At 54.4% G+C, this 13729-nt stretch carries 12 protein-coding genes; 2 read left to right on the forward strand and 10 right to left on the reverse strand.

The genetic code is table 11. The annotated features are described in order from the left end of the window. Positions 1-233: 233 nt before the first annotated feature. Positions 234-1958, reverse strand: coding sequence for a MobH family relaxase (gene mobH, locus ACQKPC_RS22590; RefSeq protein WP_427626408.1), 1725 nt, complete (start codon positions 1956-1958; stop codon positions 234-236). 236 nt (positions 1959-2194) lie between these two features. Between mobH and ACQKPC_RS22595 the strand changes: the two genes are divergently transcribed. Continuing rightward, positions 2195-2392, forward strand: coding sequence for a hypothetical protein (locus ACQKPC_RS22595; protein ID WP_044269227.1), 198 nt, complete (start codon positions 2195-2197; stop codon positions 2390-2392). Between the two features lie 432 nt (positions 2393-2824). Here ACQKPC_RS22595 and ACQKPC_RS22600 read toward each other — a convergent pair whose 3' ends face one another. The 4 genes from ACQKPC_RS22600 to ACQKPC_RS22615 all read right to left on the reverse strand — a co-directional run bounded on the left by ACQKPC_RS22600 (position 2825) and on the right by ACQKPC_RS22615 (position 8164). Next, on the reverse strand, positions 2825-4297 hold the full coding sequence (locus ACQKPC_RS22600) for a YecA family protein (protein WP_427626412.1): 1473 nt from the start codon (positions 4295-4297) through the stop codon (positions 2825-2827). A 63-nt stretch (positions 4298-4360) separates the two neighbouring features. After that, positions 4361-6130: a prenyltransferase/squalene oxidase repeat-containing protein gene (locus ACQKPC_RS22605; protein ID WP_427626414.1), complete on the reverse strand. Its 1770-nt coding sequence runs from the start codon at positions 6128-6130 to the stop codon at positions 4361-4363. A gap of 611 nt (positions 6131-6741) precedes the next feature. After that, positions 6742-7704 (reverse strand): ArdC family protein, encoded by a 963-nt coding sequence (locus tag ACQKPC_RS22610; protein WP_427626416.1) that lies wholly within the window; start codon positions 7702-7704, stop codon positions 6742-6744. 130 nt (positions 7705-7834) lie between these two features. Next, complete coding sequence (locus ACQKPC_RS22615) at positions 7835-8164, reverse strand: hypothetical protein (protein WP_427626417.1); 330 nt, start codon at positions 8162-8164, stop codon at positions 7835-7837. 454 nt (positions 8165-8618) lie between these two features. Here ACQKPC_RS22615 and ACQKPC_RS22620 point away from each other — a divergent pair, with 454 nt between their 5' ends. Next, complete coding sequence (locus ACQKPC_RS22620; RefSeq protein ID WP_427626419.1) at positions 8619-8984, forward strand: DUF3742 family protein; 366 nt, start codon at positions 8619-8621, stop codon at positions 8982-8984. Positions 8985-8992: 8 nt separating this feature from the next. Here the strand turns inward: ACQKPC_RS22620 and ACQKPC_RS22625 are convergent, their stop codons facing one another. From ACQKPC_RS22625 to ACQKPC_RS22645, 5 genes are all read right to left on the reverse strand, one after another. Continuing rightward, positions 8993-10549, reverse strand: coding sequence for a conjugal transfer protein TraG N-terminal domain-containing protein (locus ACQKPC_RS22625; protein ID WP_427626421.1), 1557 nt, complete (start codon positions 10547-10549; stop codon positions 8993-8995). Positions 10550-10559: 10 nt separating this feature from the next. Further along, complete coding sequence (locus tag ACQKPC_RS22630) at positions 10560-10868, reverse strand: hypothetical protein (RefSeq protein WP_427626422.1); 309 nt, start codon at positions 10866-10868, stop codon at positions 10560-10562. A 3-nt stretch (positions 10869-10871) separates the two neighbouring features. Next, positions 10872-12245 (reverse strand): integrating conjugative element protein, encoded by a 1374-nt coding sequence (locus tag ACQKPC_RS22635; protein ID WP_427626424.1) that lies wholly within the window; start codon positions 12243-12245, stop codon positions 10872-10874. Next, the gene (locus tag ACQKPC_RS22640; protein WP_427626426.1) at positions 12242-13198 is read right to left on the reverse strand and encodes a TIGR03756 family integrating conjugative element protein; all 957 of its coding nucleotides are present in this window, start codon (positions 13196-13198) and stop codon (positions 12242-12244) included. Before ACQKPC_RS22640 ends, ACQKPC_RS22635 begins: the two co-directional genes overlap by 4 nt. A gap of 117 nt (positions 13199-13315) precedes the next feature. Next, positions 13316-13570, reverse strand: a complete 255-nt coding sequence (locus ACQKPC_RS22645; protein WP_153649634.1) for a helix-turn-helix domain-containing protein — start codon at positions 13568-13570, stop codon at positions 13316-13318. Positions 13571-13729 lie beyond the last annotated feature (159 nt).

Below are 13729 nucleotides of genomic sequence, written 5' to 3' on the forward strand. Positions count from 1 at the left end.
TTGCTTAAATTTTGCTACAACAGGCGGAAGGAAGAAGTAGGCGGGATGGAAGCAAGTGTTGGTGGTACGGAAGTGGTACGGGCGGTTCGGAACAGGTCTATGGGCCTTTGTTTATTAGGGTGGGGCGATTAGTAAGTCCGATCCATCATGGTGACAATACGTCCCCAGGGATGGGTAACTGAGTGGTGAAGCAACTGCGTTTCGGTCCCAACCAAATGGGGCACTACCGAAATTCAAGATTTTTCGATTTTAAGAAACGGATTATCGAGTGGCATCAATTCAAAAAATAGCTTGGGATCCTCAACCAAGTAGCCCTTCAATGTGGTTCTCTTCCTAGGGCCTTGCACTTGGCATGTCCAGATATTCAGACCATTGTCTCGCTTCCTGTGAACCTTCAGCTTCTCGAACTGCTTTTGCACCCAACGCCATTGCTCCATCTCCTGATCTGAGCCCCACGAAACGCCTGGAAACTCCTGCGCATAGCGTTGGAAGAGGCCAGGTGTTACCAAAAATACGCTGCAACCCACCGTGTGGATTTTAGCCTTGCTGTCATTGATGATCAACTTGTGGCTTTGGATACCTTCCTTGACCCAATCCAGAAATACCTGACCAGGGTTATCCGGAAGGGGAGTTGAGATTTCGAGAGCACTTGCGGGCGGTGCATCACTGGCCTCAGGCTCTTCCAACTCGAACATGTCCAGCAGCGTGCCGAGGTAATCGACATCCTCTAGCACCATGGGATCCGGCTGCGGTTGGCTTTGACCTGATCTTGTACTGACTGTCTCGAGCGCTGGTGTTGGTACCGGGGTGTCGGTTAAGTGGTCATGGGCCGCAATGCTTATCGTTCCGCTAAAAGTCTCAGGCCGGTCTTCATTCCCCCAAATCAGTGCCGGTTGAAGGCGCAGAAAGGTGAAACTCTGCTGCCAGTTGCCCTGAGTCACCAGCGCGGTCCAGATGGCTTTGCCTTCCGGCGTGGATTCAACCAATCCATGCGATTGCAGTTCGTCGAATACCGCGATGTTGGATGAAGGAATACCTTCAATCGATTGCGACAGCAGGTAGGCTCGCAGCTTATCCGTGACCGCCTTGCTGACGAGCCATAGGGCGTCCTGGGTCAGCCATCCCGCGGCACCCGGCTGGTTGAGTTTCAGCTCGTGCTGAACCAGATGACGCAGTCCGCTGATCAAGTGATGTTGCAGCGAATGAATCGGCGCTTGCAGCGCCTTGTTCGGGTTGCCACCGATGTTCTGTGCGGTGGAGACCCGGTCGGCTTGAATCACCAATTCGCCCAGCACGCCGGCACGTTCGTACTGACCGGCCAGGACATACAGCAAGCTGGCCCACAGCGACGGAAATCCACTGAGCCAATCGAGGATCGGGCGGTCGAGAATCTGGGTGTAGAGCAAACCGGTTGCGGCGCCGTGCAGGTGATAGTCGCGACCTTTGACATAGCGAAAACGGTAGGGCTGATCCAGGGGGCCGTGCCAAGGATGCCAAAGGCGGCCATCCTGACGCTCGACCTGCAGGTCCACGGCGATCTTGCCGATGTCATGCAGCAGAGCGCCATAAGCAATACCCGCCGACCAGGCATCGGTCTGGGCGGCTTGGTCTTCGGGCGCAGCGCCGGTGGGAAGCAGATACGACTGGCGCAGTTTCAAACTACAGGCGACCAGTTCAAGGCCATGGTCGAGCATGCCGCCGAGATACGCATGGTGGTGCGTTTCGCTGGCCGGGAGTTGCTGGACCTGTTCGGCGTAGCGATGGATCGGATTTAAATAGAGTTGAGTGAATTGGGCGTGGGAGAGGGCGGTGTACTGCCAGATGCGATCGAGCAACTGGCGGCGGTGCTCCGCGGCTAACAGGGTGTGGGGTGATTCGATGGGCAGGTAGCCTTCGGTAACGCTTATAGTTAGTGGCGGAGAGGGTTTTGGCCGTTTGTGGCGAAACAGATTGAACATGCTGACCTCCGGCAGGTGGCGGGGCCAGTGGCCTTTTAGCCTTTTCGCTTTTCGGGTAGCGCTCTTACCCTTGAGGCCCCATTCCCTTCCAACCCTTACCCGTCCTTTTGGCTCTTGTCCCTTTGTGCGGCAATCGGAATATCGATTTCTCCTGGTGCCGTTTTGTTGGCGGCGCGAGGCTAGTACGGAAAAGGGAAGAGTCGGTACACTGCGGTGCATATTTTTTGGGTCTTGCCATGAACCTCACTGACGCCACGCTCGTGCTGCTGCTCGCGGCACGTATCCATGGGACCGACGAAGCCGTCAGGGCCTCAGCGAAGAGCGTGGTCAAGAAGTTGCCACGCAGTAAACGCGATCTGATCTACAAAGTGATCGACAGCCGTAGTCCGCTCGACCTGGTGGATTTTCTGGCGCAGAACCTGGATACGGAATGACATGCTGCGGGGCTGCCCATCTGTTGTTCTTCGCGTCAGAGTCCCGCATTGCCACTTATACCCTAAAGATACATAGCTCTTGTTGAGAGTAGGGGTAAGTGGCCAACAGACCTAAGTAACTGGGGCTTCTGTCCGCCAATGCATTACGATGTATGGATACATCGTAATGCATCGAAACATGAATCCGTCGACTTCAGTCACCAAGAACTTTTCGGATTGCGCGGGCAAAACCCACCTCGAACATTGTTCGGCCGCGCTGATTGACGATTTCCCCGTGACTACCCTCTTGAAAACCTCGCTCCTCAGGTAGTAACCAGTAGGCATCGAGTTACTCCAGTCAATAAAGATGGCGACTCAGTTTATATGATGCACTTGCTAGTTTGGTATAGGTTCAAAATTGTGTTGAGTGCGCACACAACTTAATGCGAGCGATTAAGTGCCACAACATTTTTTGAATTTTTTATCGGAACCACACGGGCAACGATCATTTCGCCCAATCTTTTTCTTGTCTGAGGTGATTGACTTCTGTTGAGGCGTTATAAATTCAGTTGCGTTCACTTCACGCTTTACAAGTGTCGATGTCTGGAAGAAATTCCAAATTGAGTTTTCTTGCTCGTAATGGTTCTTTATTTCTTGCGTCCAGTTCTCGCAAGGCATGAGAATAAAATCTTCTGAGCAATCCTCATGATATTTAGGTGCGTTGATTGCAATGCCGACTATGGTTTTTAATTCAGGGAAAGCGTTCTTTGCAGCGCCACAGGCAATCTCTAAAATTCTTTGCTTTTTGTCTCTGTAATCTTTCTGCTCTAATAGCGCCTGGCTAACTTTCAATTGTAGAAATACATACGCGGTTCCGTCATGGTAGGACGGCATTACGGTGACCTTTCTGGCTAAGCCTCCCAAAGACTCAGGAAAGTCTTCTACTGATTTGAACATTGTGTCCGCTAGGGTTCGACGGATAAAGCGAGGCTCTTTTACCATTTCGAATATTGCACTTTGTCCGCGCAATAAATCCGCATTACCTCTGAGTGTTCCATCTATCGAGTTCTGGCATGTACGCTGGATCATTTCATCCCAGGCATATGATATTTGTGACGCTTTTTTGGTCTCTAGATAGACATCGCTATCAGAGAAATCCTTCCAGTCGCCTTCATGAATCATTAAGCCCGTGAGATTGTTTTCAGTAACTCCTATAAAATGTTGGTTTTGCTCGTTAATATTTAGAAGATAGTGTGCTAGCAAGTCCTCTTCCCCGCAATAAGACAGCAGGCTCAAGGAATTGATAGCTTTGATTTTTGCATCAAGATATGAAGAAAAATCGATAACGGTGTCTAGTTCGTTTAACAAAATCGGGAGGTTGTGACTATCGAATACGTGTACTGGTTTATCTTTGTCCAAGTTAATCATGAATGGCAGGCTGGGGACCGCCGAGGTAGCTGAGGCGGATGAATAAGAAACTCCCAAACTACCATAAATATTGTCTTCGGATTGTTTTAAACAGGCTTCTTTGGCGCCGTGTGCGACAACTATCTTGTGCACTATCATCGAATCCCGATCAATATTTAGTGGGAATGGTATAGTGCATTTCCCATCTGCATAAATCTGCCGCCCGCTTTTGATATATCGTTCTGCGCCATGCGCTGTGTTAATTTGTTTATCGATTACATTTTTCTTCCATCGATCCCAAAGAACTTGAGGGTCTTTCTCTGAGGTCAGCGGGATTCGGTTGTCGCGATCGAAGAAAATAAAAACATGATTTCCGAACACTGCCAACAAATCACATAGCTCGTGTTTGTCGTCTTTGTAGGGGTTTGGGTAGGTCCAAAGCTTAAGGAAAGAGCGCTCGCAGTACTCAGAAAGAATACGCTCACTTTCTGTTACGCCCATGTTTTTTTTTGATGTCATGACTGTTCCGGTGAAAAAGATTTACTTTGGCTAAAAGGCAATGTGTTGCGCTTTGCTATAGAGCTATTGAAGAAGATCAATGTTCAATAAGCTCTTCGCAAAGCGATCTAGAAATTTTCTGGCCTCCCGTAATCCTTCAGTCAACTCATTCTCACTTACTTCATGAGCGCGGTGGATGATTCCATCCCGACGGCCTATTAGCGCACTAATCCTGTCACGGTGAGGTAAACGCTGGGGAGGCGTTAGGGCGCCGATACGCTGTAACGCGTCTTGGAAGGCACGTAACGCTTCCCTAGGGCCGAGGGTCTCTGTGCCGTTTTCTTTGAACGGCGATAACGCCAAATCTTCGCGCCGCTCGAACAATCCGTAGAGAAACATCTCTACAGCATGGACTGTGGCGATTGCCGCGAGACGTCGGTTATTTGATCCGCCTTCATGTTGCAACTCTTCTGCCTTACGGAAGAAATCTCGAGCCATTAGTAGAAAGCCGTCTACTTGGGCAAGCATTTGGTTGCGATTGGCTAGATAATCGAGCACAACCCCTGCGGTGAATCCCTCAGACCAAGGATCTACTTCCCAATTACCACTCTCATCTTGCTGAGAGATTAACCAAGTATCTCCCGACTCAAGCAAATGAGGTACGTCCGCAACCAAAGAGGATCTACGAATCGCTTCCAAGACGAGCACGGTGCTCATCAGGTCAGGCTCGTTCACATCTTCTTCTCGCGGAAAGGCTCCATTGGGAAGAACTTTCGATAGCAGCCATGTGACAGCCTGGTCCACAACTATATGGTAGCGGTCGTCTCCCAGCCGCTGTAACGCGACCACAGCGAGCGCAGTAGCTCGGATGCTCTGCGGTTGAGCGTTGTCGTTGCCAGCTGTCCAGCCCCGACCCTGAGATTGCCGCTTTGCCAGCCAGCTTGTGAGGACTGATATCTCTCTTTGCAGTCTTCCCACCAGCGCTCGGCTTCGGCTAACTCTCCACAGATAAAAGCCGATTTTCTCAATTAGGTCCTCTGGGGCTTGCTCCTCTCCTCTGCCAAGCTCCATCATCTCTTGAGCGGATCGATCTACTGTCGCATCCAGTCTGGTTTTCTCAGTTGCGGAGCCATAGAGGCTAAGAAACCAGGTGTAGGACATACTCCATGTCGATGGTAGATCATCGTTCTCATCGTTTGTCTGGATAACTTTTAGCAGTGCATTACGACCTTCGGGGGTTCTAGGTTCTATGCCCACCAGAGGAAATAATTCTGGAGTCGGGAACTCAAGTAAACGCGAAGGTAAGAGGGCCATGGCCTTTTCAAAAGACGGAGGGTAAGTAGCCAACTCTTCGAGTAATGCTGCTGTCTCACCCCGACGGCGATCACGTTTTGCTTCCGTGAACTCAGCAGCAACTATCGCCACGGGACGTTCAGCGCGTTCGGCTGTGCCGGTGGCTATAAGCTCCTCAGGGAGGTTGCCATCCTTGATAGCCCAATGGGTTCTGTGCCTCTCGAACTGTCGGATGTCGAGCTGTTCAGCGATTGCGAGCACGGAGGAGCGCTCTAGGAACGCGTGCTGCTCATCTAGCTCAAAGTCAAAGGTTAACTCAGATCCTCGACGGGAGATGTTCCTGGCTCGGCCATGGCGAATAACCCGATCATGTGCTCCACCAGCACCGACCTCGTACATGAGGAGCATGGGAATGTTCTCTAGAGCCCGAATCGTTTCCGGGCGCGCAAGATCGACGTTCGCAGCCTCATCCCCGCTGTATTCCTTGAACCTGACAATTGGGAAGGAGTATGGAGGTGTTTCCCACATCTCATTGTGGCCAGCGACCAATAAATTAAACATCCATGTACCTCGATCACTGCATAAATTCGAGAAGAATCCGCTCAGCAAAAAGTAGAGATAGTCTCCACGCGATCTGTATTACAGATGTGCCGAATGCTTAGCCTGGTGGGTGTCGCGCCAGAAAGAAAACACAAGCCCTCAGGACACATTACGGAGTCATTTGTACGGTGTCCACAGTTACCTTCTAAGCGATTTCTACTGGTTCTTGGAAGGCAGCTATGGGAGGTTTCGGCCGTTCATGGCTACGATGCATGCCGGTCAAATCCGATGCACATGACCAACCAGGTCGTCTGCAAAATGGGGGGGCAAGTAGCTGCTGCTACTCAGAAAGGACTGACTCGCATTATCCGCGAGCATTTTTCACCATAATGGCTATGCATCGGAATGCTCCCCCAACGACATACGATGCAAATTTAGGGTATATCCTTATGAAATAATTGCCCAAAAAAAGCCCCTTTGGTGAGGGGCTTGCTTAGCAGATGTCTCAAAAATGCTCTAACTATGTATTTGAGCTGGGGGAAATAAGCAGTGCGGGGCTTTTTTCTGAGCGCAGAAAAAAGGGCTCAACTCGCGTTGGGCCCTGTGAAACGTTTGCAGTGGTGAGGTAACAATTAAGCTCCGTCGTTCATGCATAGTGAGTCATCCAAGACCGCTTGCTTCAGTTGCTGCTCCAGGCGGAGAACATACTCCGAGGCGCTTCGGGCGTGACCACTGGCGCGAAAGATCGCACGCTTGTCAGCCTTGAGCAGGCCGAGCCAGGAGTCGATGTAGCCCTCGTGCCGCAGCTCTCCCTGTATACCGGTGTAGGCACATAAAAAAGCAGCGCCCATTTCGGCGATCAACTCCTCAAATGCGTAGCCTGGCGAGCCGAACGGACAGGATGAGGTCACGCCTTCGCGCTGCAACCGAGAGTGATGTCCGGTCCAGTGCGTCAGCTCGTGCAGTGCGGTGGCGTAGTACCCACCTTCGTCGTGAAATTGCGCTTTTGTCGGCAGTTGGATGAGATCCCTGATCGGGTGGTAAAAGGCTTCGTCGGCAGATCGATGAACGATGTGTGCACCCGAACTTAACAGCAGATTTTCCGCAGCACTGTTGGCCAGGAAGGGATCGGTCGGGTCCGTATCGAGTAAGGTTTCGTTGAACGTTTCGAGCCCCTCCGTTTGCTCGATGTTGAACAGAAAATGCGTCCTGAGAATGCCAAAGTGAGCGACCTTGGGTTGACCGTTCTCATCGAGGACCGGTTGGCCTGACTCGGTCTGTTCCTCGCGCTCCATCGGCTTGTAGAGCACCGCCAAGGTGCTGTGCTCACCCTTACGGATGTGCCCACCGGCCTTTCTGGTTTGGTTGAAGGTCAGCCAACGATCTTGAGTGAACCCCTGCAATCGGGCCTCGACCCAGAGCAATGGTAAATTGATGCCCGAATAGGGACGCCGCGTGATTGCGTTGATGGGGTAGGGGTGATGATGACCGACGTCAGTTGAGCCACTTGAGGACCAGGGTTTGATCCAGGGGGCAACGCCTTGGTCCAAAGCAGTAACGATCTTGTCTGTCACGTCTTGATAGATATCGCGCATGGCATTTTCCTCAATAGAAAGCGGAGGAACGCCTTGCCCGTCGGGGAGGGTTCCCCGGTTGGGTGATGGGCTGGATTGATGCAGGTCTTGCATGCCGTCCGAATGTGGGGGGGGGCGCCGCCATATGCGCTTAGCGCTGATGCTCTCCTGCAAGCGCTATCAGCAAGGCGTCAGGCTGGTCCGGCTCGTGGAGTAGGCAGAGGCTCAGTTGCAGCAACGGGTTTTGGCGTGGATGACCGGTTGACGCGATGTGTGCTACCTCGAACACCACATAGGGCTCGTGTGGATAGGCCAGGTGAGCCTCGAAAGCTGCGCGCAATACGTTGCTCAGGCGATCGACCAGCAGCTTCTCAGGATGACCTGAGCGCTCGAGCAGTACTGCGCATTGCCAGGCGGCAGGGGTGAACACAATGGGCAATCGAAGGGTGTTCAGAGCTTCGGGTGTAAGTGAGTCGGACATGGTGTGTCTCCGTTGAAAGCGCGAAGAAACCATCCCGTGGGGGAAAGAATTTCCCCGCGGTGGGTTGAAGAAAAACAAGAAGGTTTGCCTGGCGAGCAGAGCTCGGAAGGCGCTCAGGAGAGCAGTAGGCGTTCATCACCGTAGAAACGGTCACCGTGCGAGCCACCGAACGCTAATCGCACTTGGGGAGAACCATCACCGAAGTGACGTAGCCTTGAAGGCTCTGGCTACCTGGGAAGGTGCTGTCGATAACAGCGATCCGTACCTTGTATTTAGCCGGACGATTTATATGGGTCAATCATTGTAGAGAAGCTGTGTCACGAGGTTTGTCTTCTGTCTTCCAGTGAAGATTTTTCGGCTGGACAAACGGATAAACGGTCAGGCACGGTCAGTTTTCAGTAGTAGGCTGTTACTCCTGTCTCAACCATGAAAACGCTCAGAAGAGGGCGAGACCATGCCGACTCAGAACCCTGTTAAGAATTCACGTGCCCACCGCTGGGCGTACGCCTGTGGCATGTCGGTAAAGCGTGGTTATCGCAAATTGAAAGCGTTTGAGTCCCGCCTGGCTGAGCGTGCGGTGACGGCAGGTATGCCCGCAGGTAAATTAGTTGTTCGCGGGAGCTTTCTGATTGCCCAATTGGCGCTGCTCGGAGCATTTCTTTTTGTTAGCTTCTGGTTGTTTGTGCTGATGTGCACATTCGTCGCATTAGCAGCTATCCCAGTTCAAGATTCAGACGCTCCAGATATTGATGATCTCGATGATCCAATGCATAGGACGTCTTGGCCTGAGCGGTACGATAAATGGGGTTCACTGAAGTAACCTTGTGGTTATTTTGAGCCCGATTTACCTGAAATAATTCTTGCTCCGCTCATCAACTGAGAGGTCCCGCTAGAGCTCGCTGTCTGCGCAGCCTGGGTTCCCCGGCTGAGCATTCCTTCTACACCTGAACCTACGCTATACCCAGCCCAGCTCATAGCGGCTAGAAAAACCATCGGCAGCACAATGAACATCGCCCCCATCACATACTCAATTACTTGCGCCGTAACTGTCCCCTCCATGAAGCCGGATGTGGGCAGCGATAACAGCACTTGATTGGAAGCCGAAACTTGGTGGTACAAGGTGTCGAGCATGCTGGAGTCGACCCAGCGTGCCAGCTCCCACCAGAAGCTCAGCATGTGCAAGGTGAATAGCGCGAATGTCACCGTCATGACGGTCTTCAACTGATAGGTACTGACCAGCAAGATCAGCGGCAAGCTGATGATGATGCCCATGATCAGGAAAGCCTGCACCATCGGCAGGGCGGCGCGTAGCGCATTCATCGCCGGGAAGTTGCTGAAGGAACCGAGGGCCAACCCGGTATTGGTGGCGAGGTTATTGAGCCCCTGATTGATCGAGCCGCCACGAGCGCTGGAGCCGTAGTCCTGGTACACCTGTCCGGGCGACATGGACATTGATTGCTGGCGCGGGCTGACCAGCTCGCGCAGGGTGGCATCCTCGATCTCGTTGCTCGAACGGCCAGTCAACCAACCTTTCAACTGAGTCGGCAGCGAGGGATCGACCTGCTCGATCAAGCGCTCGCGCAACCCAACACCACTATCGCTCCACCACTGCTTGCAGGTGGGGTAGCCCGCGCCATTCTCCAGTCGTGGCAAAGACACATCGCGGCTTTCGTCATACGGCCAACTCACTCGCGGCGTGCGTGAACGATCGGTGTCGTAGTAGCCGGGTGTGTCGAGAAAATAGCTTGAACCGATCCACCCTGCGTCGTGACTTTGTGCTTTGTCCAACTGCGGACGGTTGGTGAACAGCCGAGAACGGGAGTAGCCATAACAGTCGCGAGTGAAGTCGGCGACTTCCTGCAGCAGTACCTGGCTGTCGATGCGCGAACTGTCGATCTCCATGCGCATCTGCCGGATATCTGGTGCGCAGGGAATGGAGGCGGTGGCTGCGGCGGTTACCCCTTTGCTCACGGCATGTACCAGAAACCACCAGATCGGCACGTTGGCGGAGCGTTCGCCGATGGTATTGAAGGTGGCCCCCCAGGCGGTTTCTGCTGGCCTGGCCACACTGACGCCGCAACGTTGGCTCGCCGCATCATCGAACGCCATTGACGAGAGGCTCAACGGAAAGACCGGCGCGCAGCCGAACAATACGACGATGTAGGCCAGCCACAACCGGTTCTCGATCCGCGGCACCGAGAGCAGTCCCTTGTTGCCTTCATCCGCGCCTTGCTGACGGGCCGACAGCCATTCTTGCAGGATGATTGCGCCGAAGGGCGTGGCGAATAGCCCAGTGTCAGACAGGACGCTCCAGAGGCCATTGTTAATGATCCAGGCCAGCAGGGAGAGGTAAAACTCCAGGTAGCTGTTGGTACTCATGAGCATAGTGGTGACCTCACAGTCGGGTGAGTTCGACGCAGGTAAAGAGCACGAACCCTAATGTCCCAATGCGCTTCACGCGCAGTCGATCCTGTGGTCGATGTCGGTAGCGCCGAAGCAGGTCCCACCAGAGCGCAAAGAGGGCGCCGTAGAGCAGGGCGCGCCACCACCGCAGATAGGGCCGTACGGATTCGAATGCCTGCTGCCAGGCCTCGAAGCTACCCAGCGCAGTGCGGCCAAGCCAGGTGACCAGTGCGGCGGTCAGGATCATCACCGCGGCAATCCCCAGACTCGCAAGTAAAATGAATAGCGGTGAGCGTTTCATGGCTCACTTGTGCCTGGCGTCAGCGTCATTAAGTCGACCGGGCTCGGGGTCGCCTTGCTCGACGGTACGCGATGCGTCGGCACCACCGGTATGCCGATCGAGCACCAGGCTGGCGGTATTGGTGGCGAGCATCTGTCGTACCTGCAGTTCGGTCTGCAGCAGGCGTATTTCGCGCTCCAGGGTGTCGATGTTTTTCATCAAGGCTGTCTGTGCCGGTTCGGCTGAAGCGATATTAGGTTCGTGACTGCCTGCCAGCAAGGTGCGCAGTAGCAGCAACGCTTTGTCGAGCACACTGGACAAGGCTGTCTCACTCGCCAGGCGCCGCGCCAGGAGTTCTTGATCGGGATCATCGCGCAGGGCTTCGATCACACCACGGGTCACCGGCAACATCGGGCTGGAGGCTTTAGCCAGATTGTCAGAAGTAGGCGGCAGAGAGCCGGACAGCAACCCTTGCAGGGCCTTGAGGCGTTCGCTGTAGGCCTCCTGGATTAGCGGCGTCAATCCGCTGCCAGCGGTAGCACGCAGGGTTTCGCAGCTGTCACAGGTCGAGACTTCGCTCTCGCCCAACACTCGAACGGCCCATTCGGATTCCTCCTGGGGCGAAGCCCAGGTCTGGCAAATAGCCCCACCCAGGCAATCACTGCTACTGATCGAGGCGCTGTCATCCACCGAACGGTTATGCAGCAGGTTATAGCCCGCGCGCACCACGTCGGAAGTCACCCGGATGGGCGTCTGCCCGCTGCCTCCAGCCTTTGATCCGCCGACCCAGGACACTCCATTGTTGCCGTTACGGGCCTCGGTGTTTTTCACCGCAGCCACCGCATCACCGCCGGTTTGCTCCAGATTACCCTGCATTTCTTGGTTCCTGGCCAGCGCGCCCCAACCGGCCTGACCGACCTTGTCCGCCATCTTCTCGGCCATGGCCTGGCAGGTCAGTTTGGAGCGATCGAAGTCGATGCGGCCTTGCATCACGCCGTTACTGAGCAACTCATAGAGGCCGGGGTTGGCGCGCTGGATAATTAACGCCGGCAACGACATCACCGCTTGGGTCGCGTTCTGCACGACGCTGCCCATGATCTGCTGGAAACCTTCGGTGACGCCGTTCAACTGGTTCTGTAGGGTATTGGTGAGGTTCATGTTTCCGCACATCATGTTCGCTCGCCAGGACCCGCCGACACCGAGACCGCTGGGTCGGTAGAGCGAGCTCGGTGAGCCCACTGCCGAGCCGCCACCGATGGTGTACATCACTCGGTCGTCGAGCACTTCGCCTTGAGTGCCCAGACGGTAATTGTCCTCGGCGGCATGGACATGCGTGGCGATGGCGAGCAGTCCGTAGAGCAGCAGGCTCTTCACGGCACACGCGCGCAACCGGTTCATGATGCACCGCCTTCGAAGTCGATGCTGAACAGAAAGGTCTGCCCCTCACGTTTGCAGCAGCTATAGGGACGCCACAACGACCAGGCGTAGCCGCCATCCGCGCTCTGTACCGGATCGCTGGGAAAGATGACGCACGTGGGCTGAACCTGGGGGTAGAGCAATTGCCATTTGTGGGTCGAAGCGTCGTTTTCAACGATCGGGCCAGGCGGCCAGTAGCCGTCGCGTTTCGCGGGCGTGAGCGGTAAGTAGACATGCGGCTGTCCGTCACGGGTGATGACATCGCCGGCCCGTTGCGCCATGACTGCGGCCGCCTTGAAGTCGTCGGGCTGCACCAGAAATCCCTGGCGGGGATAGACGTTGCCCCACATGTTTCCGTAAGCCTGAAGACCGATTTCACGGATCCCCGGCATGAGCGACTCGGGGTAAAGATTTTCCGGGAGGCCATGGCGCCAGGCCAGCGAGTCCAGGGTACTCAGGTAGTAGGGTATGAACGCCGTTGCACCGCTGGCGCAGGCATAGCCGGATTGCGAGGCCAGTTGCGTGGCGGCCCAGCCACCGGGGTAGCCAATACCGTCGACGTTCTTGAAACGAGGCAGGTTGTCGCGGTGGGGGCTCGGCGTGATTAGGTTGCCGCCACCTTCCGCGCCGTTGATAGGGCTGGAGAGGGCGGCCATCTCGGTCCAGGGGTTACTGCCGGTGGTGGCATAGCTCGAAACCACCAGTTCAGGAATGAAATGACGAACCTTGGTCGAGGTTTTGACTGTGCAGCCGAAGGGCGTGCAGAACAGCCAGAAACAAATGCCGACGACCCTGTAGGCGAGGCAATTTGGCGACAACACAGAGGACGTGATGCTGCCGGTGTCCAGCGCCACGCTTGGCCCGCACGCCAGCAGGAGGCTCAGTGCCAAAGGTCGTAGCTTCTGGGGCGCAATTGATGGGCATACGACAGGCATGATCCAGGCTCTTTGGGCTAATGGCCTGGACACGTTCGATGATTGAACGTACACCGTCAGTGACAAAGCTGAAGCTGGCGTTGTCGGTTTACAAGGATTTGCAGGGCGACGAGGTAGCTATTCGATGCTCAATGCACGGCGAAGGGTGTCTGACTCAGTGAGGAGCTGATCCGTCGTGATTTCGAGAATATTGGCGAGTTTGCACAGGACCATCAGCGACGGATTGCCCGTGCATCGTTCGATTTGACTGACGTAGGTACGATCGACCTCGGCCATGAGCGCCAACTGCTCTTGGGTAAGGTTCTTTATACGTCGCATCAAGCGGATGTTTTCCGCCAGTTGCAGACGCAGCTGTTCGTAGTCTTGAGTCATGCGCGCAAATTGCGCCTTGAGGGACTCTCAATCCACGGGATATAGTCTACATTGGTATTGATCTAGGCCATTTGATGCACATACCGGTTATCCAGTGTTCATTTGTTTTCGTTATGATTTCGAGGCTGGGTCCAGTGTCTAACAATAAAATCAGAACTC

It is taken from the genome of Pseudomonas sp. NPDC089918 (assembly GCF_050280605.1).
GTDB lineage: Bacteria > Pseudomonadota > Gammaproteobacteria > Pseudomonadales > Pseudomonadaceae > Aquipseudomonas.